Source organism: Pseudomonas sp. 01L34, assembly GCF_056400265.1.
Genome location: NZ_JBFTSX010000007.1, coordinates 149559 through 169980, shown reverse-complemented (window position 1 = coordinate 169980; position 20422 = coordinate 149559). Strand labels below are relative to the sequence as shown.

Here is a 20422-nt window from a genome sequence, read left to right as displayed (position 1 = left end):
TTTTTGCGTGCCGGGCAGCCGGAAATCAGGAGAAAGTAGATGGATTTGAATACTGAAGTGGACAACCTGGTCAAGGCGTCTCAAGCCTGGATTCCGATGATCATGGAATACGGCAGCCGCGTGTTGCTGGCGGTGATCACCCTGGCCATTGGCTGGTGGCTGATCAACAAAGTCACGCAAAAACTGGGCGGCCTGTTGGCGTTGCGCAACGCCGACCTGGCGCTGCAAGGCTTCATCAGCAGCCTGGCGAACATCATTCTCAAGGTTCTGTTGATCGTCAGCGTGGCGTCGATGATCGGTGTGGAAACCACCTCCTTCGTCGCGGCTATCGGTGCAGCCGGCCTGGCCATCGGTCTGGCCCTGCAGGGCAGCCTGGCGAATTTCGCCGGCGGCGTGTTGATTCTGTTGTTCCGTCCATTCCGTATCGGTGACTGGATCGAAGCCCAAGGTGTTGCCGGTACTGTCGACAGCATCCAGATCTTCCACACCGTACTGCGCACAGGCGATAACAAAACCATCATCGTGCCTAACGGTAATCTGTCGAACGGCATTATCACCAACACTAACCGTCAGCCGACCCGCAAGGTTGTGTTTGATGTAGGTGTGGCTTACGAAGCGGACTTGCAAAAGGCCCGTGAAGTGTTGCTGGAACTGGCCAAGGATCCGCGAGTATTGGCTGATCCGGCACCGGAAGCGGTGATTTCCTTGCTGGGTGACAGTTCGATCACTGTTTCCCTGCGCGTGTGGGTGAAGACTGCCGACTATTGGAATGTGATGTTCATGTTTAACGAGCAATCGCGTGATCGTTTGAAGAATGCCGGTATCGATATTCCGTTTCCGCAGCGGGTTATTCGCGTGGTGCAGGAATCGGCGGCGGTGTAAGGAACAGTCAATCAACTGATGTCTGACCTTTTGGTCAAACATTTTGCAAGCCCCGATCCTTTAAACAATGCTGTAGCCAATAAAAAAGGCCCATCCGAAGATGGGCCTTTTTTTGATTACCGCGAACTAACTTTCTGCAATTACAGAATGTTGAGCGGGTAGTCGGTGATCAGGCGGAACTCAGAGATATCGCCTTCGCCTTCGTCTGCGTTGGCGGTGTGCCATGCTTGACGGATGCGGAACGACAGATCTTTAGCTGGGCCGGACTGAATTACGTATTTAACTTCCACGTTGGTTTCGTGGTGTTTACCGTCTGCACCGTACAGGCCAGCGTAAGGGCTGCCTGCTGGAGTGTTGGTGCCGTCAATGTCCCAACCTTTCACGTAACGGGTCATGAAGCTCAGACCAGGGATGCCGTATTCGGCCATTTTCAGGTCGTAACGGGCCTGTACCGATTTCTCGCCAGGGGCGTTGAAGTCAGAGTACTGGATGGAGTTGGCGAGGAAGATCGAGTCGCCACCACGGTTGTTTTTACCCACGCCGATATAGTCGAACGGAGTATCGCCATTCACTTTCTGGAAGCCCAGGGTGATGGTGTGTGCCTTCAGGAACGAGAAAGCAGCAGCGAGGGAGTAGGCGGTGTTATTGATTTCGCCTGCTTTAGCGCTACCAGTGTCCCTGGTGTTGTAGATGTTACCGTCGAAGTTGATCGACTGATCGCCACCCAATGCGAGGGTGTAGTTCGCGTTGGCGTAGTACTGGTTCCAGATGTCTTCGAGCTTGGCACCGTAGAGCGACACGCTCAGGTCTGGGGTAATGCCGTACTTGCCACCGAAGTAGTCGATGGAGTTGGCTTGCACGCCAGCGTAGGTTGCCCACAGGTCGCCATCACGGGCATTTCGGTCCTGACTGGTCGCCGAGTAGAAGTGACCGGCTTCGAGGTCAAGGTCTTTGACTTCGCTGCTCTGCAGTTGGATACCGCTGGCAGTTTGGTGAAGGATGCGGGAGCCGCCAACAGCGAACACCGGAGAAGTGCTTGGCTGCATGTCGCCGATTTTCAGCTCGGTCTTGGAGATGCGGAACTTGGCGGCAGCGCCGGCTTTGCCCTGGTTGTTTTCGACTTCGCCATCATTGCCCACGGGCATGTTGCCGGTACCCGAATACTTGTCGGAACCGTCCAGCTTAATGGCCAGTTGGCCCCAAGCTTCAACGCCAACACCGATCAGACCTTGGGTGTAGCCCGAGCTGTACATGCCCTGGATGCCCTGGGTCCAGTCTTTGTCATCGACGGCGCCGTCTTTCTTGTTACGGTTGTAGTAGTAGTTGCGAACCAGCAAGTCGAGCTTGCTATCTTCAACAAAACCTTTGGCGTCAGCCTGGTCACTTACGAAAGGTGCGGCCGTAGCCAATTGAGTACTGGCTGCTGCTGCAACTGCCAGTGCGATCATGCTCCACTTCATCACGCGCATCGTGATTTGCTCCTTTGGTTTTTAGAAGAGTACTGCCGTCCCACCTGTTTTATTATCTGGGCGGCTCTTTCTTTTTGTGTCGGCGCAAACTTATATCACGCCGACCCTATTGGCGATACTTGCACATCTAACCTTTCAGCTTCTTTACGACCCTGTCGCAAATGGCTGGGTAGATGTCGCAAATTCACAGTCCCGACGCAATCGGACTGACAACTTCAGCGCTGTTTTCCAGGGCTTGAGCATCGGTAAAAAAGAGTCCCTGGTCCTGCACTTGAATCTCCATCGGGCAACCCTGCCACTGTTTTTATTGGCCTTAAGGCTTCCACTTCCAGCGGAGCACTTATAGACGATACGGGGGTGAATGCAACAAGCGTGCACAAACCAGAATTCTGTTGCTGTTTTTTTCTGAAAGCCTGCCTGTTGCTGTAAAAACCTCATAAAACCGGGGGGTTCAAGCTCGTTTTTCTTAGGCTTGACGCCATGCTTTGCATCGTGGTTACCACATTGGAGCTGCGAGGTGACAACCAAAAATGTTACCGGTTCACCCCGTCAGTGAGTAATTGGCGGATGCTGACGCACTGAGCGTAGACGCGTTGTGCGGTTTTGGTGCAAAAAATTTTATTTCCTGTACTGAATTCACACATGGTGGTGTTGCCGTGGGTTCGAACAGTGCGTTGTTTATGGGCTGTTTCGGCGTTTTTTCCGTGATGGCCGGTTCCGTCATGGTGCGTCCCGAATCAAAATGGCGCATCTCGGCGCGCCCGCAGGGCGGTGCTGGCGGCAGTTCGTCGTGAAGCGCATGCCATTCGCAGGTATGCTGCCGTCCTGTCGCTTGGTGCGCCGTCTTTCGGTGGGGGCGCTAAGCTGAAAAAGGATGACCAGAGGGGAGTGTGCGCTGTGTTCGCTTTAGATCCACGACTTCAACAAGACACGTTGCCAATCGGCGATTTCCCGCTCTGCCGGTTACTGCTGTCCAATGATTCGAATTACCCCTGGTTCATCCTCGTGCCACGCCGCGAGGATATCAGTGAAATATTTCAGCTGGATGGCGCAGATCAACAGCAGCTGTGGCGGGAAACGACTGAGCTGGCGGAAATCCTCAAGGACTCTTTCGACGCGGACAAGTTGAACGTCGCGGCCCTGGGTAACGTCGTCAATCAGTTGCATATGCATGTGATTGTGCGCAAGCGTGAGGACGCCGCCTGGCCAGCTCCGATCTGGGGCAAACAGGAGGCCAAGCCATACAGTTCAGAGCAGATCGCGACGATTCGCGAGCGACTGCGTCTGGTATTGACCGACGATTTCAAGTTTCTGGAGGGCTGAATCATGAGCCTGGGCGAACGCGTTACCGATCTGGAAAGCCGACTGGCATTTCAGGATGACACCATCCAGGCATTGAATGATGTGCTGGTGGCGCAGCAGCGGATGGTCGAGCGTCTGCAATTGCAAATGTCGGCGTTGCTCAAGCGGCAGGAGGAAATGGCCGGCCAGTTTGCGACGCTTGAAGAAGAAGAGGCGCCACCGCCTCATTACTGAGAAGCAGGCGATAAAAAACCGCGAACAGCCAAGCTGTTCGCGGTTTTTTTTAGCCTTGAATCAGCGGCGCGGCAGTGCGGCGATCACATCTTCGGCTTGCAGGCCTTTGTCACGGTTCATGACGGAGAACTCCACGCGCTGGCCTTCCACCAGAACGCGGTGGCCTTCACCGCGAATCGCCCGGAAATGCACGAAAATATCATCGCCGGAGTCGCGGGAAATAAAGCCGAAGCCTTTGGAGGTGTTGAACCATTTGACGGTGCCAGTATCGCGGTTGCTCATGTCATAGCTTGGCGCGGCGGCGGCCGGTGAAGATTTGTAGAAGCTGATGGCCAGGTGCAGGAATACGGCGATCAGGGCAGCGACCAGGCTGAACAGAACGGCAGGTTGACCGGCGATGACAGGCATCGGAGCGATCAGCGTCAGGGTTTGCAGTACGACAGCCAGAACCAGCAAAGCGCTGACCAGGTTTTGCAATTGATGACGCGGGCCTTTGTTCCAGTAAGGGATAACAGGCGCGAGGGTGAGGTTGAGCAGGCCGAAAAAGGCCAGGTAAAGCGCATCGGGTTGTTGCAGGTAAGGTACCGCTTCGGATCGCAGGCTAGGGATGAAGGACAGCAGCAGGGCTGCTGCGCCCATTAGCAGGTGGACGATTTTCAACATTTTGATTAACTCACGTTAAGACGGATCACAAGGAAGAGCTGATAGAGCACGGTTCGCTTCAGAACAATAAGAGGCGTTGGGCACGTACCTGATATCAGCCTATGCGCAGCCCCCGGAAAATAGGTGGTAGCGACACACTGCCTATTTAACAGCAAAGCCTGCGGCTACTCAAATCAGGCGGTCCGGCGGTGTTTCCATTGGCATGGCGCGCGGATGACGATGCCGAGTGTTATTCGTGCGCTGTGTTTCTCGGATCTTTCGCCTTTTCGTTGAGTGATGTTGCGTCAGTTTTCGTAGGAAATCGTCCGGCCTAGGACGAGCTCCATGATCGCCCCTCCATTGTTGGCTTATCCTACGTTGATGGTCATAAAGTCATCTGGATATACCGTTGCGCCTGCGCTTTTATAAGGAAACGGAATATGGCCCTTACAAGCAGCAAGGATGACAAAGGAGTGTCAACGGTATGGTTCATGAAGAAAGACAAGACGAGGGGAGGATCGGTCCACTCAAGGATATAAGGATTGATTCACTTGTCAGCGAATTCGATATGGGGCTGGCCCAGCCCTTATCCCGGTCGGTGCGTTTGAATGGCTTTGCGACCTGTTTGCGGCTTGAGCAGGTCTATTGGGATATTTTGGGCAACATGGCCAAGGTCAATTGCTGCTCGGTCAGTGCGCTGTTGTCTCAGGTGGATCGCGAGGTGCACTTGCGCCATGGCGGGGTGAAAAATTTCACCGGGCTGGTGCGGGTTGTCTGCGTCGTGCACAGCCTGAAGGAGGGCAGTTGCCCCGTCATGGCTTAGCGAGAGCGGCTGAATGAGTCGAGTGTCGGTCTGTGCAGTCTTACGGCTGCACAGGCTGCATTTAATGGATATAATCCCGCTCTTTGCCGCGAAGCCCTGCATGCGCGGTAGCAATCTGATCGCCGAGACAACCCCCATGCCGATGTACGATTACCAATGTGCTTCCTGTGGTCATCAGTTGGAAGCCATTCAAAAGATCAGCGCAGCACCGCTGGTCGACTGCCCTGCCTGCCAGGCGCCAGAGCTTAAAAAGATGCTGTCCATGCCCGGTTTCCGCCTCAGTGGCACCGGCTGGTACGAAACCGACTTCAAGACCGGTTCCAAGAAAAATCTGGCCGGTGGCGACAAAGCTGACTAGGGTCTAGCGCCCGGGCTGAACGACACGCGCGAGCTCTTGCATCATCTGGCACCTTATTCAAGTGCGGTGGTGCGGCAAGACCTCCACCCGAATTTCGAATTACGAGAAGTGAAACCACTACCATGATGCGCAGCCATTATTGCGGCCAACTGAACGAAAGCCTGGAAGGCCAGGAAATTACCCTTTGCGGATGGGTTCACCGTCGCCGTGACCATGGCGGGGTGATTTTCCTCGATATCCGTGATCGTGACGGTCTGGCCCAGGTGGTGTTCGATCCGGACCGTGCCGAGAGCTTCGCCGCCGCCGATCGCGTGCGCAGCGAGTACGTCGTGAAGATCACCGGCAAGGTTCGCCTGCGTCCGGCCGGTGCAACCAACGCCAACATGGCGTCGGGCATGATCGAGGTCCTGGGCTACGAGCTGGAAGTGCTGAACGAATCGGAAACACCGCCGTTCCCGCTGAACGAGTTCTCTGACGTTGGCGAAGAAACCCGCCTGCGTTATCGCTTCCTTGATCTGCGTCGCCCTGAAATGGCCGAGAAGCTGCGTCTGCGTTCGCGCATGACCACCAGCATCCGCCGCTACCTGGACGAGAACGGTTTCCTCGACGTCGAGACGCCGATCCTGACCCGTGCGACGCCGGAAGGCGCGCGTGACTATCTGGTGCCGAGCCGTACTCACGCCGGTTCGTTCTTCGCCTTGCCGCAATCGCCGCAGCTGTTCAAGCAGCTGCTGATGGTGGCCGGCTTCGACCGTTACTACCAGATCGCCAAGTGCTTCCGCGACGAAGACCTGCGGGCTGATCGCCAGCCGGAATTCACTCAGATCGACATCGAGACCAGCTTCCTCGATGAAAAAGACATCATGGGCCTGACCGAAGGCATGATCCGCAACCTGTTCAAGGAAGTGCTGGGTCTGGAATTCGGCGAATTCCCGCACATGACCTTCGAAGAGGCCATGCGCCGCTACGGTTCCGACAAGCCAGACCTGCGTAACCCGCTGGAACTGGTGGATGTTGCCGATCAGCTCAAGGAAGTCGATTTCAAGGTGTTCAGTGGCCCGGCCAATGACCCGAAATGCCGTATCGCCGCCTTGCGCGTTCCAGGCGGTGCGAGCATGCCGCGCAAGCAGATCGACGATTACACCAAGTTCGTCGGCATCTACGGTGCCAAGGGCCTGGCGTACATCAAGGTCAACGAGCGTGCTGCCGGTGTTGAAGGTCTGCAGTCGCCGATCGTGAAAAACATCCCGGAAGCCAACCTGAACGTGATCCTCGATCGCGTGGGTGCGGTCGATGGCGACATCGTGTTCTTCGGCGCCGACAAAGCCAAGATCGTCAGCGAAGCCCTGGGCGCGCTGCGGATCAAGCTGGGTCATGACCTCGAGCTGCTGACCTGCAAGTGGGCGCCAATGTGGGTCGTCGACTTCCCGATGTTCGAAGAGAACGACGACGGCAGCTTCAGCGCCTTGCACCACCCGTTCACCGCGCCGAAGTGCACTCCTGAAGAGCTGGAAGCCAACCCGGCTGGCGCTTTGTCCCGTGCCTACGACATGGTTCTGAACGGCACCGAGCTGGGTGGCGGTTCGATCCGTATCCACCGTAAGGAAATGCAACAGTCGGTGTTCCGTCTGTTGGGTATCAACGAAGCGGAACAGGAAGAGAAATTCGGCTTCCTGCTCGACGCCCTGAAATATGGCGCGCCGCCGCACGGTGGTCTGGCTTTCGGTCTGGACCGTCTGGTGATGCTGATGACCGGCGCCCAGTCGATCCGTGAAGTGATCGCCTTCCCTAAAACCCAGAGTGCTGCGGACGTGATGACGCAGGCTCCGGGCGTGGTAGATGCCAAGGCGTTGCGTGAGCTGCACATTCGTCTGCGCGAAACGCCAAAGGCAGAGTAAGGCTGACCGCAAAGGCGCATCCTGTGGGATGCGCCTTTTCTTTAGGTCGAGATTTTTTTGTTGCTGGCCGACACTCCCTGTGTGGCGGGCGATGTTTCAAAGAGAAATTCGGAGCGAGTTATGGCGGGTCATTCCAAGTGGGCGAACATCAAGCACCGCAAAGAACGTCAGGATGCCAAGAAGGGCAAGATTTTCACCAAGTGGATTCGTGAGCTGACGGTCGCTGCCCGTCAGGGCGGCGCTGATCCGGGCTCCAACCCGCGTCTGCGTCTGGCGCTGGATAAAGCGCTGGGTGCGAACATGAGCCGCGACATCATCGACCGCGCGGTGGCCCGTGGTGCCGGCGCTGCCGATACCGATGACATGGTCGAGCTGACCTACGAAGGCTATGGCCCGGGCGGTGTGGCGGTGATGGTCGAATGCATGACCGACAACCGCAACCGTACCGCAGCCGCTGTTCGCCATGCGTTCAGCAAGTGCGGCGGTAACCTCGGTACCGACGGTTCGGTGGCTTATCTGTTCGAACGCAAAGGGCAGATTTCCTTCGCGCCAGGGGTTGATGAAGACGCGCTGATGGAAGCAGCCATGGAAGCCGACGCCGATGACGTGGTGACCAACGAAGACGGCTCCATCGACGTGTTCACCTCGTTCGCCGGCTTCTATTCCGTGCGTAACGCCTTGGAGGCCGCAGGCTTCAAGGGCAGCGATGCGGAAATCGTCATGTTGCCGACCACCAGTGCCGAACTGGATCTGGAAGGCGCCGAGAAGGTTCTCAAGCTGATCGACATGCTCGAAGACCTGGATGACGTGCAGAACGTGTACTCCAACGCGGACATTCCAGAGGCGGTGGCCGCGCAGCTCGGTTGATGCCTTTATAAAGATCGCAGCCTTCATCAGCCCTGCAGGCGCTGGCGAAGCCTGCGATCTTTTGATTTACAGTTATTTATTTTAAAGATCGTCCGAACGCGGCCCGAGCCTTCGGCAGCTCCTACGGTTACTCTCAGATATTCGCACTAGCTTCGCAGGCGTTATGACTTTAATTCTTGGTATCGACCCCGGCTCGCGTATCACCGGTTACGGCATTGTTCGCGATACTGGCCGTGGTTGTGTTTACGTGGCATCGGGCTGTATTCGCACCGGTGCTGGCGAGTTGCATGAGCGTCTGCAGATCGTCTATCGCGGCGTGCGTGAAATCATTCAGACTTATGGCCCGGTCACCATGGGCATCGAGAAGGTGTTCATGGCGCGCAATGCCGACTCCGCGCTGAAACTGGGGCAGGCCCGTGGCGCGGCGATTGTCGCCGGCGCCGAAGAGAGCCTGGAAATTGCCGAGTACACCGCAACCCAGGTCAAGCAGGCCGTGGTCGGCACCGGCGCCGCCAATAAAGAACAAGTGCAAATGATGGTCATGCACATGCTGAAACTGACCAGCAAGCCGCAAATCGATGCCTCGGATGCCCTGGCCATCGCGATTTGCCACGCTCACACCCGTTCCAGCCTGTTGCCTCATGGCCTGGGCGCGGCACGCAGTCGTGGCGGGCGCCTGCGTCTCTGATAGCATCAGCAATCATTTTTTGTGGGATGAGGGTTTTGCGCCTGTGTTGTCGGCGCAAAACCCTTGTTCTGTCAGTCGCCAGCACTGATCTGGCCAACGCTCAAGGATCTGAAACGTGATTGGACGCTTGCGCGGCACATTGGCTGAGAAACAGCCGCCGCACCTGATTCTGGATGTAAACGGTCTGGGGTATGAGCTGGAAGTGCCCATGACCACGCTTTATCGTTTGCCGTCGGTCGGTGAACCGCTGACCTTGCACACCCATTTGGTCGTACGCGAAGACGCGCAGTTACTCTATGGCTTCTTCGGCAAGCGTGAGCGAGACTTTTTTCGCGAACTGATCCGTCTCAATGGGGTGGGGCCGAAACTGGCGCTGGCCCTGATGTCGAGCCTGGAAGTCGACGAGTTGATCCGTTGCGTGCAGTCCCAGGACACCTCGGCGCTGACCAAGGTGCCGGGGGTGGGCAAGAAGACTGCCGAACGTTTGCTGGTGGAGCTCAAGGATCGCTTCAAGGCCTGGGAAACCGTACCGAGCATGTTTGCGTTGGTGCCGAACCAGCCGGATGCGCCAGCGCAACAAGTCGCTGCCGCCGAAAATGACGCGGTAAGCGCGCTGATTTCCCTGGGCTACAAGCCGCAGGAAGCCAGCAAGGCGATTTCCGCGATCAAGGAGAAGGGTTTGAGCAGTGAAGACATGATTCGTCGTGCCCTGAAGGGAATGATCTAAGTGATTGAAGCTGATCGTCTGATCGCCGCTACGGGTGGCCCCCGTGAGCGCGAAGAAGTCCAGGACCGGGCGATTCGTCCCGTCAGCCTGGCCGAATACATTGGCCAGCCGACCGTTCGCGAGCAAATGGAGTTGTTCATCCAGGCCGCGCGCGGGCGCAATGAATCGCTGGATCACACCCTGATTTTCGGCCCGCCGGGCCTGGGTAAAACCACCCTGGCCAACATCATTGCCCAGGAAATGGGCGTGTCGATCAAAAGCACCTCGGGGCCGGTCCTCGAGCGTCCTGGTGATCTGGCTGCATTGCTGACCAACCTTGAGCCCCATGACGTGCTGTTCATCGACGAGATCCATCGGTTGTCGCCGATCGTCGAAGAAGTGCTGTACCCGGCCATGGAAGATTTCCAGCTCGACATCATGATCGGCGAAGGGCCGGCCGCGCGCTCGATCAAGCTCGATCTGCCACCGTTTACCCTGGTTGGCGCAACGACCCGTGCCGGTATGCTGACCAACCCGTTGCGCGACCGTTTCGGGATCGTCCAGCGCCTGGAGTTCTACAGCACCGCCGATCTGGCAACGATTGTCAGCCGTTCGGCGAACATTCTCGGTTTGCCGCTGGACCCGGAAGGCGCCTTTGAAATCGCCCGGCGTGCCCGCGGTACACCGCGAATCGCCAACCGCTTGCTGCGCCGGGTCCGGGATTTTGCCGAGGTTCGTGCCAAGGGCCACATCACTAAACCGATCGCCGACCTGGCCTTGAACCTGCTGGATGTCGATGAGCGTGGCTTCGACCATCAGGACCGACGCCTGCTGTTGACCATGATCGAGAAGTTCGACGGTGGGCCGGTGGGGGTGGACAGTCTGGCCGCTGCGATCAGCGAAGAACGCCACACCATTGAAGACGTGCTGGAGCCGTACCTGATCCAGCAGGGCTATATCATGCGCACGCCGCGGGGGCGGGTAGTGACCCGGCATGCGTATTTGCACTTCGGCTTAAACATTCCGTCACGATTGGGCGAGATGCCCGTGGTAGACGAGTTCCTCGATGCCGTGGACGATTAATCACCTTTGCGTGCTGATTTATTCGGGGTTTGTGCTGTCCCAGGACGGTACTTTCGCCAGAAAGCCGCGAATCAATGAAAAACAGTTGCCTGGCCGGATTGGCAACCTGAGGAGTAAGCACTAGAGTATGCGCGCGCAAAACGGGCTTGAGCCGTTCGCACATCGTTGTCGCGTTTATTACGAGGACACCGATGCCGGCGGCATCGTGTATTACGTCAATTACCTCAAGTTTATGGAACGGGCTCGAACCGAGCGGCTCCGAGAGCTGGGCTTTGCCCAGTCGGCGCTGGCAGGGGAGGACCTGTTGTTCGTCGTGCATTCCAGCGAAGCGCGTTACCACGCGCCGGCGCGACTGGACGACGAACTGCTGGTAAGCGCCGAAGTAATTGAATTGAACCGGGTCAGCCTGCGCTTCAAGCAGCAGGTCAGGCGGGCTACGGATAACGTGCTGCTCTGCGAAGGGCAGTTTCTGGTGGCCTGTGTGCGCACTAACAGTTTGAAACCCCGGGCCATTCCCGAAGCTCTACGTGCGGCCTTTGCCGACGTGAGCGGCGCGGGTACACACTCAAAGCAGGAGATAAAGCGTGGAAGCTAACGTCGTCGACCATTCCTCCATGTGGAGCCTGGTCAGCAATGCCAGTGTCGTGGTGCAACTGGTAATGCTGATCCTGGTAGCCGCATCGGTGACCTCGTGGATCATGATCTTTCAGCGCAGCAACTTGCTGCGCGCCGGTCGACGTGCCCTGGAGAGCTTTGAAGAGCGCTTCTGGTCCGGTATCGACCTGTCCAAACTCTACCGTCAGGCTGGCAGCAACCCTGATCCGGATTCCGGTGTCGAGCAGATCTTCCGTGCCGGCTTCAAGGAATTCTCCCGTCTGCGCCAGCAGTCGGGCGTTGATCCGGAAGCGGTCATGGAAGGCGTGGCGCGTGCCATGCGCGTAGCCATCTCCCGCGAGGAAGAGAAGCTCGAGCAGAGCCTGCCGTTCCTCGCCACCGTCGGTTCCGTCAGCCCGTACATCGGTCTGTTCGGTACAGTCTGGGGCATCATGAACTCCTTCCGTGGTCTGGCGACTGCCCAGCAAGCGACCCTGGCCACTGTGGCTCCAGGTATCGCCGAAGCACTGGTTGCTACTGCGATCGGTCTGTTTGCCGCCATTCCGGCCGTTATCGCCTACAACCGTTTTGCTGCCCGCAGCGAAACCCTGCTGGGCCGCTATTACACCTTCGCCGACGAATTCCAGGCGATCCTGCACCGCAAAGTGCACACCAGCGAAGAATAAGCAGGTAATTTCCAATGGCTTTAATCGCTCGAGCTCGCAAAAAGCGCAAGCCGGTTGCCGAGATGAACGTGGTGCCTTACATCGACGTGATGCTGGTACTGCTGGTCATCTTCATGGTGACCGCGCCGATGCTCAATCAGGGCGTGAAAGTTGATCTGCCCAAGGTTTCCAGCGAAGCCTTGCCGCAGGACAACAACACTCAGGTCCTGACCATTTCGATCAAGGCTGACAAGACCTACTACTGGAACCTTGGCAGCGAAGTCGACACCGAAAAGCAGCAGGACAAGGCCATGACCTTGCCGCAAATGACCGACGCCGTGACCAAGATCATTCGCGTTGGCAACGGTAACGGCAAGCGCACGCAGGTGTTCATTCGTGGCGACAAAACCGTCGATTATGGCTCCGTCATGGGCGCCATGGGCGGGTTGCAGAAGGCCGGGGTCGGTAATGTTGGCTTGATTACCGAGGCGCCCTGATGCAGCAACTGCGAGAGCCGTCCGCCTCGGAAAGCTACTTCTGGCCTAGTGTCTGGGCGATTGTCTTGCACGTGCTGGTGTTCGGCATGCTGTTCGTCAGTTTCGCCTTCACACCGGAGCTGCCGCCGGCCAAGCCGATTGTCCAGGCAACCCTGTACCAGCTGAAATCGAAAAGTCGGGCGACCACCCAGACCAATCAGAAGATCGCGGGTGAGGCGCAGAAATCTGCTGCGCGTCAGACCGAAGTCGAGCAGATGGAACAGAAGAAGGTCGAGCAGGAAGCGGTGAAGGCTGCGGAACAAAAGAAAGAAGAAGCGGCTCAAAAGGCCGAGGAAGCCAAGAAGGCCGACGAGTCGAAGAAAGCGGAAGAGGCGAAAAAGGCTGATGAAGCCAAGAAAGCCGACGAAGCGAAGAAGACCGCCGAAGCCAAAAAGGCCGAAGAGAAACAATTGGCTGATATAGCCAAGAAGAAAGCCGAAGAAGAAGCCAAAAAAGCTGCTGAAGAAGAGGCCAAGAAAGCGGCCGCTGAAGAAGCGAAGAAAAAGATCGTCGAAGACGCGAAGAAGAAAGCCGCGGAAGACGCCAAGAAGAAAGCTGAAGCGGAAGAGGCGAAGAAGAAAATCGCCGAAGACGCGAAGAAGAAAGCGACTGCCGATGCCGCGAAGAAGAAAGCGCAGGATGCGGCTCGCAAATCGGTAGAGGACAAGAAGGCTCAGGCTCTGGCTGACTTGCTGTCCGATAAGACCGAGCGTCAGCAGGCTTTGGCGGATGAGCAAGGCGATGAAACCGCGGGCAACTTTGATGATCTGATTCGTTCGCGAGCATCTGAAGGTTGGGCGCAGCCACCGTCGGCCCGCAAGGGCATGAAGGTGATTCTGCAAATCAACATGCTCCCTGACGGAACGATCTCCGGTGTTTCGGTTGCTCATTCCAGCGGTGACGCGCCGTTCGACAGTTCTGCAGTCGCGGCTGTAAAAAATATTGGTCGATTGACCGAAATGCAGGGTCTGAAGCCAGCTGATTTCGCACCCTATCGTTCATTCAAGATGACATTCACACCTGAGGATCTAGCCTTGTGAGAAACCTTCTTCGAGGACTGCTTGTAGTCATGTTCTGCTTTGCAGGACTGGCCACGGCAGATGAAAAAAATATCCTGGTCAGCAGTGGCAGCTCCCAGGCAACTCCAATTGCCGTTGTGCCTTTCGGCTTCCAGGGCGGTAGCGTGCTGCCGGACGACATGGCTGAGATTATCGGTAACGACCTGCGCAATTCGGGTTACTACGCGCCGATTCCAAAGCAGAACATGATCAGCCAGCCAAGCCAGGCCAGCGAAATCATCTACCGTGACTTCAAGGCGGTGGGTGCCCAGTACGTCATGGTCGGCAGCATTGTTCCGGCGGGCGGTCGCCTGCAGGTGCAGTACGCACTGTTCAACGTCGCCACCGAGCAGCAAGTGCTGACCGGCAGCGTGTCGGGCGGCGTCGATCAACTGCGCGACATGGCGCACTACATCTCCGACCAGTCGTTCGAAAAACTCACTGGTATCAAAGGTGCGTTCTCGACGCGTCTGCTGTACGTGACGGCCGAGCGTTTCTCTGAGAAGAACACTCGCTACACACTGCAACGTTCGGACTACGACGGTGCCCGTGCCGTGACGCTGCTGCAATCGCGCGAGCCAATCCTGTCGCCGCGTTTCGCACCGGATGGCAAGCGCATTGCCTACGTGTCGTTCGAGCAGAAGCGTCCACGCATTTTCATGCAGAACATCGACACCGGTCGCCGTGAGCAGATCACCAACTTCGAAGGCCTGAATGGCGCGCCAGCCTGGTCGCCGGATGGCAATCGCCTGGCATTCGTGTTGTCGAAAGACGGTAACCCGGACATCTACGTGATGAACCTGGGGTCGCGTCAGATCACCCGTGTCACCAATGGTCCTGGCATCAATACCGAACCGTTCTGGGGTAAGGATGGTTCGACCATCTACTTCACCTCTGACCGTGGCGGCAAGCCTCAGATCTATAAAACCAGCGCAGGCGGTGGTGGTGCGGAGCGTGTGACCTTCATCGGTAACTACAATGCCAACCCTAAACTGTCGGCCGATGAAAAGACCCTGGTGATGATTCACCGCCAGGACGGTTTCACCAACTTCAAGGTGGCGGCCCAGGATTTGCAGCGCGGTAGTGTAAAGATCCTCACTGATAGCACTCTGGACGAGTCTCCTACTGTTGCGCCCAACGGCACCATGGTAATCTACGCCACCCGCCAGCAGGGCCGGGGAGTCTTGATGCTCGTGTCTATTAATGGACGCGTGAGGCTCCCGCTTCCTACCGCACAAGGCGAAGTCAGAGAACCGTCCTGGTCCCCTTACCTGAACTGACGCGGCGCTATACGTTTTACTTAACACACTGGGGTTCATTAGGAGTTTCACGATGGAAATGCTGAAGTTTGGTAAATTTGCTGCGCTGGCTCTGGCCATGGCTGTAGCTGTAGGTTGCTCGTCCAAAGGCGGCGACAACGCCGGTGAAGGCGCTGTAGATCCAAACGCTGGTTACGGCGCTAACACTGGTGCAGTTGACGGCTCCCTGAGCGAAGAAGCTGCTCTGCGCGCAATCACCACCTTCTACTTCGAATACGACAGCTCGGACCTGAAGCCAGAAGCCATGCGCGCTCTGGACGTTCACGCCAAAGACCTGAAAGCAAACGGCGCTCGCGTTGTTCTGGAAGGCAACACCGACGAACGTGGTACTCGTGAGTACAACATGGCACTGGGCGAGCGTCGTGCGAAAGCCGTTCAGCGCTACCTGGTACTGCAAGGTGTTTCCCCAGCTCAGCTGGAACTGGTTTCCTACGGCGAAGAGCGTCCAGTTGCTACCGGCAACGACGAGCAGTCCTGGGCTCAAAACCGTCGCGTCGAACTGCGTAAGTAATTCGTCATGCGAACGTGCCGTCGTGCTGTAACTATTTTGGCTCTCAGTCTCGCACCGCTTGCGGTGTGGGCTGCGGTTCCTGTGGTCGAGGACAACTCCGGCTATAACAATAGCGGGAGCAGTTATCCGCCTGCAGGTTACGGTACGAACGGCGCCTATGCCGGGGGAGGGGTTTCGGCCCCTGTCTCGGCACAGGGCGAGCTGTTCAACCAACTGCAATCGATGCAGGAGCAGATCTCGCGCCAACAAGGCATCATTGAAGTTCTGCAAAATGATGTAGCGCGCATGAAGCAAGAGAACCTGGAGCGATATCAGGATCTTGATCGGCGCATAGGAACCGGCGTTGCACCAGCCGCGACTCCTGATAATTCTTCCGCCGGTGGCAATTTGAATGCCCCCGGTGCAGCAGCCGGCGCAGGTGCGGGAGCGGCTGCCGCTCAAGCCCCGGCCGCGGGTGGCGAACCGGCTGACCCGGCGAAGGAAAAACTGTATTACGATGCAGCCTTCGACCTGATCAAAGCCAAGGATTTCGACAAGGCCAGCCAGGCTTTCGCCGCATTCCTGCGCAAATACCCGAACAGCCAATACGCGGGCAATGCCCAGTACTGGTTGGGTGAAGTGAACCTGGCCAAAGGCGATCTGCAAGGTGCAGGTCAGGCATTTGCCAAGGTTTCGCAGTTGTACCCCAAGCACCCCAAAGTGCCTGATTCGCTATACAAGCTCGCTGATGTAGAGCGTCGTCTCGGTCATACCGACCGGGTCAAAGGCATTCTGCAACAGGTCGTGTCCCAATATCCGGGCACTTCCGCCGCTCAGCTGGCGCAACGGGACTTGCAGCGCATGTAAGCCTGTTTAGCCCGTTTTGAAGAAACCCGCGCTTGTCGCGGGTTTTTTCGTTAGAATTCATGCCCTTTTTATGAAACACGCTTTTTGGGATCTGCGCGTTGGCGGGGTTCCTTGAAGTGCCTGACGGAGGCGGACAGCCTGTTTAGCTGTTACGCCCGTGGCGACTATGCAAGACACATTGAGAATCACCGAAGTTTTCTACTCGTTGCAGGGTGAAACGCGGACTGCCGGGCTGCCCACTGTTTTTGTGCGCCTGACCGGTTGCCCATTGCGTTGCCAATACTGCGACAGCGCCTACGCGTTCACTGGCGGCACCCTCCGCACGCTCGACGACATCCTCGAGCAAGTGGCCGGTTTTCGCCCGCGTTACGTCTGTGTCACGGGCGGTGAGCCCCTGGCGCAACCCAATGCCATTCCCTTGCTCAAGCAGTTGTGTGACGCCGGTTACGAAGTGTCGCTGGAAACCAGTGGCGCTCTGGACATCTCGGCGGTCGATCCACGGGTCAGTCGCGTCGTCGACCTGAAAACCCCGGGTTCGAAAGAAGCCCACCGCAACCGCTACGAGAACATCGAACTGCTCACGCCCAACGATCAGGTGAAGTTTGTCATCTGCTCGCGGGAAGACTATGACTGGGCCGTGTCCAAGCTGATTCAATACGGTTTGAACGAGCGTGCCGGCGAAGTCCTGTTCTCGCCGAGCCACCATGACCTGAATGCACGTGATCTGGCGGACTGGGTGGTGGCGGACAATCTGCCTGTGCGTCTGCAATTGCAGCTGCATAAATATCTTTGGAATGACGAGCCGGGGCGCTGAAATGACTGAACAACTGAACACTGCTGAAAAACGTGCGGTCATCCTGCTGTCCGGCGGCCTGGACTCGGCGACGGTCGTGGCCATGGCCCGTGCCGAAGGCTACAGCTGCTACACCATGAGCTTCGATTACGGTCAGCGCCACCGTGCCGAACTGCAAGCCGCCGAGCGTGTTGCCCGCGACTTGGGTGTGATCGAGCACAAGGTGATCGGCCTGAACCTGAACGGTATCGGCGGCTCGGCCCTGACCGACAGTTCCATCGACGTACCGGAGGCGCCGAGCGAAGGCATTCCGGTGACCTATGTGCCGGCGCGCAACACGGTGTTTCTGTCCCTGGCGTTGGGTTGGGCCGAAGTGCTGGGTGCGCGTGACATATTTATCGGTGTAAACGCGGTGGATTATTCCGGTTACCCGGATTGCCGTCCCGAGTTCATCGAAGCCTTCGAGCTCATGGCTAATCTGGCGACCAAGGCCGGTGTAGAAGGGAATGGCTTCCGTATCCAGGCGCCCCTGCAGAACCTGAGCAAGGCGCAGATCGTTCAGGCGGGCGTGAAGCTTGGCGTCGATTACGGGCTGACCGTTTCCTGCTATCAGGCGGACGATAACGGCCGTGCTTGCGGTAAATGCGACAGCTGCCGTCTGCGTGCAGAAGGCTTTGCGGCGGCCGGAATCAGCGACCCGACACCTTATTTTTGATTTATTTCAAATTAGGTGTTGAATAGTCCTTAAAAATCAGTATTATACGCGCCACCACACAGCGGGTCGTTAGCTCAGTTGGTAGAGCAGTTGGCTTTTAACCAATTGGTCGTAGGTTCGAATCCCACACGACCCACCATTTTAAAAAATCTGGAAGGCCCACGTAAGTGAGGATTTCCGGGTTTTTTTTTGCCCGCGATTTGAGGTTGTCCCGGTCCGGGATCGCACCGAGTGACGCAGGTCAGAATCATCTTTTGCATCCGCCGGATATTCTGTAGCCTTGCGCAGCTTCAACGCTGTCCGTGCCTGATGAATACTCACTCTCCCGGCGGTACCCCGAAGGGTCCGGAGCCGGGTGTATACTCGACTTTCGCGCGAAAGCGCCTGCAGGTCTTGCGAACATGACGCAGATTTCCGAACGCCTTCTGGTTCAAGCCCACCTCGACGCCAAGCAGCCCAAACCGCTGACGGCCGAGGAAGAGGCTTATTACCGCACAGCCATCGCAGCCGAGCTCAAAGCTCAGGACGCGGTGCTGGTTGCACACTTCTATTGTGATCCAGTCATTCAGGCCCTGGCCGAAGAAACCGGTGGCTGCGTCTCCGACTCTCTGGAGATGGCCCGCTTCGGCAATGCTCACCCGGCCAAGACCGTAGTGGTCGCCGGTGTGAAATTCATGGGCGAAACCGCCAAGATCCTCAACCCTGAAAAACGTGTGCTGATGCCAACCCTGGAAGCGACCTGCTCGCTGGATCTGGGTTGCCCGGTGGACGAGTTCTCGGCGTTCTGCGATCAGCACCCGGAACGCACGGTGGTGGTGTATGCCAACACCTCGGCGGCAGTCAAAGCCCGGGCGGATTGGGTGGTGACTTCCAGTTGCGCGCTGGAAATCGTCGAAAGCCTGATGGATAACGGCGAAACCATTATCTGGGGCCCGGACAAGCACCTGGGCACTTACATTCAGCGCCAGACCGGCGCCGACATGCTGCTGTGGGATGGTGCCTGCATCGTTCACGAAGAGTTCAAGGCCAAGCAGCTCGAAGACATGAAAGCGCTGTACCCGGACGCGGCCATTCTGGTGCACCCGGAGTCGCCGACCGCCGTGATCGAATTGGCCGATGCGGTGGGTTCCACCAGTCAGCTGATCGCTGCTGCGCAAAGCCTGCCGAACAAGACCCTGATCGTTGCCACCGACCGCGGCATCTTCTACAAGATGCAGCAGCTGTGCCCGGACAAGGTCTTTATCGAAGCGCCAACGGCCGGTAACGGCGCGGCTTGCCGCAGTTGCGCGCATTGCCCGTGGATGGCGATGAACACCCTTGAACGCACGCTGAAGAGCTTGAAGGAGGGGACCAACGAGATCTTCGTCGATCCGGCGTTGATTCCGCAGGCGATTCGGCCGTTGAAGCGCATGCTCGATTTCACGCAGGCGGCGCGGATGAAGCTGGCGGGTAACGCCTGATTCGTTGGCAGTGAGCCAAAAAAAACGCCCCGGGTTGATCGGGGCGTTTTTGCATCTGGAGGATTATTTGGTCTTCTTCGGAATCCGCACCAACTGGGTGTTGGAATAGATGTCGTGCCAGCTGCGCTTCTGCTTGTCGAACAGCGACCAGAAGAACCCCAGCCCGAGGCATAACCAGGACGCGATCGACACCACAAAGCGCAGGAGCGCCTGCCACAGGCTGATGGATGAGCCGTCGGCGTTTTGTACGCGGATGCACCACACCTGCATGCCCAGGGTCTGGCCCGACCAGGTCCAGAACTTGGCGAAGAAGCCGAACAGCACAAACAGCAGAACCGTCGACAGCAGTGGGTCACCGTCCAGGGCGCCGGCCTCAGTCAGGGTGCGCATCCGGTCTTCGCCGATGATCGCCATCTGGATCATCTTGTAGATGCCGCTGGTGACGATCAGCAGCGCGGTGCACAGCAGGAAGTCGTAGAACATCGCTGCCAGGCGACGACCCAGGCCTGCGGCGGGAAAGTCGCCTTGGGGGTTGAGCAGGTGTTTCGACATGGCTGCCTCAGAACGGAAAAAAGAAGCCATTTTACGGATTTGCGCGCACAAAAAAGCCCCTGATGTCAGCATCAGGGGCTTTTTCGTAACAGAAGATTAGCCTTCTGCTTGTACTTCGTCAGCCTGCATGCCTTTCTGGCCTTGCACAGCAACGAACGTCACTTTCTGGCCTTCTTTCAGGCTCTTGAAGCCGTTGCCCTGAATAGCGCGGAAATGCACGAACAGATCCGGACCGCTTTCTGGAGTGATAAAACCAAAACCTTTCTCGTCGTTAAACCACTTGACGGTACCGCTCTGACGTTGGGACATTTCTTATTTCCTTTGACGCAAAAATGAATGACAGTCTCCTTCTCGTGAAAGAGTACTGGGGCTGGTTGCAGGAGAGTAAGAAGACGTCGAGCGGGATGTAGCTAACTTGTAG

Annotated in this window: 24 protein-coding genes and 1 tRNA gene; 21 read left to right on the top strand and 4 right to left on the bottom strand. The window is 57.3% G+C overall.

Going from position 1 to position 20422, the window contains the following annotated elements; all coding sequences use genetic code 11:
* The first annotated feature begins 39 nt into the window (after window positions 1-39).
* Window positions 40-882 (top strand): mechanosensitive ion channel family protein, encoded by an 843-nt coding sequence (locus AC1DQM_RS22550; protein ID WP_477746884.1) that lies wholly within the window; start codon window positions 40-42, stop codon window positions 880-882.
* Window positions 883-1022: 140 nt separating this feature from the next.
* On the opposite strand, the gene AC1DQM_RS22545 is transcribed toward AC1DQM_RS22550, so the two are convergent.
* Window positions 1023-2351, bottom strand: coding sequence for an OprD family porin (locus AC1DQM_RS22545; protein ID WP_477746883.1), 1329 nt, complete (start codon window positions 2349-2351; stop codon window positions 1023-1025).
* 897 nt (window positions 2352-3248) lie between these two features.
* Between AC1DQM_RS22545 and AC1DQM_RS22540 the strand changes: the two genes are divergently transcribed.
* Both AC1DQM_RS22540 and AC1DQM_RS22535 read left to right on the top strand, forming a co-directional pair.
* The gene (locus tag AC1DQM_RS22540; RefSeq protein ID WP_007933275.1) at window positions 3249-3674 is read left to right on the top strand and encodes an HIT family protein; all 426 of its coding nucleotides are present in this window, start codon (window positions 3249-3251) and stop codon (window positions 3672-3674) included.
* 3 nt (window positions 3675-3677) lie between these two features.
* Window positions 3678-3887, top strand: a complete 210-nt coding sequence (locus AC1DQM_RS22535) for a SlyX family protein (protein ID WP_018926506.1) — start codon at window positions 3678-3680, stop codon at window positions 3885-3887.
* A gap of 60 nt (window positions 3888-3947) precedes the next feature.
* On the opposite strand, the gene AC1DQM_RS22530 is transcribed toward AC1DQM_RS22535, so the two are convergent.
* Window positions 3948-4550, bottom strand: coding sequence for a cold-shock protein (locus AC1DQM_RS22530; RefSeq protein WP_019651434.1), 603 nt, complete (start codon window positions 4548-4550; stop codon window positions 3948-3950).
* Window positions 4551-5013: 463 nt separating this feature from the next.
* Here AC1DQM_RS22530 and AC1DQM_RS22525 point away from each other — a divergent pair, with 463 nt between their 5' ends.
* The 18 genes from AC1DQM_RS22525 to nadA all read left to right on the top strand — a co-directional run bounded on the left by AC1DQM_RS22525 (window position 5014) and on the right by nadA (window position 19449).
* Window positions 5014-5352 carry a ribbon-helix-helix domain-containing protein gene (locus AC1DQM_RS22525; protein ID WP_258613221.1) on the top strand — a complete coding sequence of 113 codons (339 nt, stop codon included), beginning with the start codon at window positions 5014-5016 and terminating at the stop codon, window positions 5350-5352.
* 136 nt (window positions 5353-5488) lie between these two features.
* A complete protein-coding gene (locus tag AC1DQM_RS22520; protein ID WP_010457489.1) occupies window positions 5489-5710 on the top strand; it encodes an FmdB family zinc ribbon protein in 222 nt (73 codons plus the stop codon).
* 122 nt (window positions 5711-5832) lie between these two features.
* A complete protein-coding gene (gene aspS, locus AC1DQM_RS22515) occupies window positions 5833-7608 on the top strand; it encodes an aspartate--tRNA ligase (protein ID WP_018926502.1) in 1776 nt (591 codons plus the stop codon).
* A gap of 120 nt (window positions 7609-7728) precedes the next feature.
* On the top strand, window positions 7729-8475 hold the full coding sequence (locus tag AC1DQM_RS22510; protein WP_018926501.1) for a YebC/PmpR family DNA-binding transcriptional regulator: 747 nt from the start codon (window positions 7729-7731) through the stop codon (window positions 8473-8475).
* Window positions 8476-8638: 163 nt separating this feature from the next.
* On the top strand, window positions 8639-9163 hold the full coding sequence (gene ruvC, locus AC1DQM_RS22505; protein WP_018926500.1) for a crossover junction endodeoxyribonuclease RuvC: 525 nt from the start codon (window positions 8639-8641) through the stop codon (window positions 9161-9163).
* A 115-nt stretch (window positions 9164-9278) separates the two neighbouring features.
* Entirely contained in the window at window positions 9279-9890 is a 612-nt protein-coding gene (gene ruvA, locus AC1DQM_RS22500) for a Holliday junction branch migration protein RuvA (RefSeq protein ID WP_007933256.1), read from the top strand.
* The gene (gene ruvB, locus AC1DQM_RS22495) at window positions 9891-10952 is read left to right on the top strand and encodes a Holliday junction branch migration DNA helicase RuvB (RefSeq protein WP_018926499.1); all 1062 of its coding nucleotides are present in this window, start codon (window positions 9891-9893) and stop codon (window positions 10950-10952) included.
* 127 nt (window positions 10953-11079) lie between these two features.
* Window positions 11080-11547: a tol-pal system-associated acyl-CoA thioesterase gene (gene ybgC / locus AC1DQM_RS22490; RefSeq protein ID WP_007933231.1), complete on the top strand. Its 468-nt coding sequence runs from the start codon at window positions 11080-11082 to the stop codon at window positions 11545-11547.
* A complete protein-coding gene (tolQ, locus tag AC1DQM_RS22485) occupies window positions 11537-12232 on the top strand; it encodes a protein TolQ (protein WP_018926498.1) in 696 nt (231 codons plus the stop codon). The genes ybgC and tolQ overlap by 11 nt, the downstream gene beginning before the upstream one ends.
* A gap of 23 nt (window positions 12233-12255) precedes the next feature.
* The gene (tolR, locus tag AC1DQM_RS22480) at window positions 12256-12708 is read left to right on the top strand and encodes a protein TolR (protein ID WP_167331185.1); all 453 of its coding nucleotides are present in this window, start codon (window positions 12256-12258) and stop codon (window positions 12706-12708) included.
* Window positions 12708-13787, top strand: a complete 1080-nt coding sequence (gene tolA / locus AC1DQM_RS22475) for a cell envelope integrity protein TolA (protein WP_018926496.1) — start codon at window positions 12708-12710, stop codon at window positions 13785-13787. The genes tolR and tolA overlap by 1 nt, the downstream gene beginning before the upstream one ends.
* Window positions 13788-13816: 29 nt before the next feature.
* Complete coding sequence (tolB, locus tag AC1DQM_RS22470) at window positions 13817-15085, top strand: Tol-Pal system beta propeller repeat protein TolB (RefSeq protein WP_018926495.1); 1269 nt, start codon at window positions 13817-13819, stop codon at window positions 15083-15085.
* 52 nt (window positions 15086-15137) lie between these two features.
* Entirely contained in the window at window positions 15138-15635 is a 498-nt protein-coding gene (gene pal, locus AC1DQM_RS22465) for a peptidoglycan-associated lipoprotein Pal (protein WP_003178634.1), read from the top strand.
* Window positions 15636-15641: 6 nt separating this feature from the next.
* A complete protein-coding gene (gene ybgF / locus AC1DQM_RS22460; protein WP_026286449.1) occupies window positions 15642-16481 on the top strand; it encodes a tol-pal system protein YbgF in 840 nt (279 codons plus the stop codon).
* Window positions 16482-16647: 166 nt separating this feature from the next.
* A complete protein-coding gene (gene queE / locus AC1DQM_RS22455; protein ID WP_018926493.1) occupies window positions 16648-17295 on the top strand; it encodes a 7-carboxy-7-deazaguanine synthase QueE in 648 nt (215 codons plus the stop codon).
* 1 nt (window position 17296) lies between these two features.
* Window positions 17297-17989 carry a 7-cyano-7-deazaguanine synthase QueC gene (gene queC / locus AC1DQM_RS22450; protein ID WP_018926492.1) on the top strand — a complete coding sequence of 231 codons (693 nt, stop codon included), beginning with the start codon at window positions 17297-17299 and terminating at the stop codon, window positions 17987-17989.
* Between the two features lie 63 nt (window positions 17990-18052).
* A tRNA-Lys gene (locus AC1DQM_RS22445) sits at window positions 18053-18128 on the top strand.
* Between the two features lie 262 nt (window positions 18129-18390).
* Window positions 18391-19449: a quinolinate synthase NadA gene (gene nadA / locus AC1DQM_RS22440; RefSeq protein WP_018926491.1), complete on the top strand. Its 1059-nt coding sequence runs from the start codon at window positions 18391-18393 to the stop codon at window positions 19447-19449.
* Between the two features lie 63 nt (window positions 19450-19512).
* On the opposite strand, the gene AC1DQM_RS22435 is transcribed toward nadA, so the two are convergent.
* Both AC1DQM_RS22435 and AC1DQM_RS22430 read right to left on the bottom strand, forming a co-directional pair.
* On the bottom strand, window positions 19513-20001 hold the full coding sequence (locus AC1DQM_RS22435; protein ID WP_019581477.1) for an RDD family protein: 489 nt from the start codon (window positions 19999-20001) through the stop codon (window positions 19513-19515).
* Window positions 20002-20097: 96 nt separating this feature from the next.
* Complete coding sequence (locus AC1DQM_RS22430; RefSeq protein WP_007934683.1) at window positions 20098-20310, bottom strand: cold-shock protein; 213 nt, start codon at window positions 20308-20310, stop codon at window positions 20098-20100.
* Between the last annotated feature and the right edge of the window lie 112 nt (window positions 20311-20422).

Bases quoted from the DNA above. Each gene is read 5' to 3' on its own strand.
- AC1DQM_RS22535 (WP_018926506.1), top strand. From the start codon at position 3,678: ATGAGCCTGGGCGAACGCGTTACCGATCTGGAAAGCCGACTGGCATTT.
- AC1DQM_RS22530 (WP_019651434.1), bottom strand. From the start codon at position 4,550: ATGTTGAAAATCGTCCACCTGCTAATGGGCGCAGCAGCCCTGCTGCTG.
- AC1DQM_RS22525 (WP_258613221.1), top strand. From the start codon at position 5,014: ATGGTTCATGAAGAAAGACAAGACGAGGGGAGGATCGGTCCACTCAAG.
- queC (WP_018926492.1), top strand. From the start codon at position 17,297: ATGACTGAACAACTGAACACTGCTGAAAAACGTGCGGTCATCCTGCTG.
- nadA (WP_018926491.1), top strand. From the start codon at position 18,391: ATGACGCAGATTTCCGAACGCCTTCTGGTTCAAGCCCACCTCGACGCC.
- AC1DQM_RS22520 (WP_010457489.1), top strand. From the start codon at position 5,489: ATGCCGATGTACGATTACCAATGTGCTTCCTGTGGTCATCAGTTGGAA.
- AC1DQM_RS22435 (WP_019581477.1), bottom strand. From the start codon at position 20,001: ATGTCGAAACACCTGCTCAACCCCCAAGGCGACTTTCCCGCCGCAGGC.
- tolA (WP_018926496.1), top strand. From the start codon at position 12,708: ATGCAGCAACTGCGAGAGCCGTCCGCCTCGGAAAGCTACTTCTGGCCT.
- ybgC (WP_007933231.1), top strand. From the start codon at position 11,080: ATGCGCGCGCAAAACGGGCTTGAGCCGTTCGCACATCGTTGTCGCGTT.
- AC1DQM_RS22510 (WP_018926501.1), top strand. From the start codon at position 7,729: ATGGCGGGTCATTCCAAGTGGGCGAACATCAAGCACCGCAAAGAACGT.
- ybgF (WP_026286449.1), top strand. From the start codon at position 15,642: ATGCGAACGTGCCGTCGTGCTGTAACTATTTTGGCTCTCAGTCTCGCA.
- AC1DQM_RS22550 (WP_477746884.1), top strand. From the start codon at position 40: ATGGATTTGAATACTGAAGTGGACAACCTGGTCAAGGCGTCTCAAGCC.
- tolB (WP_018926495.1), top strand. From the start codon at position 13,817: ATGTTCTGCTTTGCAGGACTGGCCACGGCAGATGAAAAAAATATCCTG.
- pal (WP_003178634.1), top strand. From the start codon at position 15,138: ATGGAAATGCTGAAGTTTGGTAAATTTGCTGCGCTGGCTCTGGCCATG.
- AC1DQM_RS22430 (WP_007934683.1), bottom strand. From the start codon at position 20,310: ATGTCCCAACGTCAGAGCGGTACCGTCAAGTGGTTTAACGACGAGAAA.
- AC1DQM_RS22545 (WP_477746883.1), bottom strand. From the start codon at position 2,351: ATGCGCGTGATGAAGTGGAGCATGATCGCACTGGCAGTTGCAGCAGCA.
- ruvC (WP_018926500.1), top strand. From the start codon at position 8,639: ATGACTTTAATTCTTGGTATCGACCCCGGCTCGCGTATCACCGGTTAC.
- aspS (WP_018926502.1), top strand. From the start codon at position 5,833: ATGATGCGCAGCCATTATTGCGGCCAACTGAACGAAAGCCTGGAAGGC.
- queE (WP_018926493.1), top strand. From the start codon at position 16,648: ATGCAAGACACATTGAGAATCACCGAAGTTTTCTACTCGTTGCAGGGT.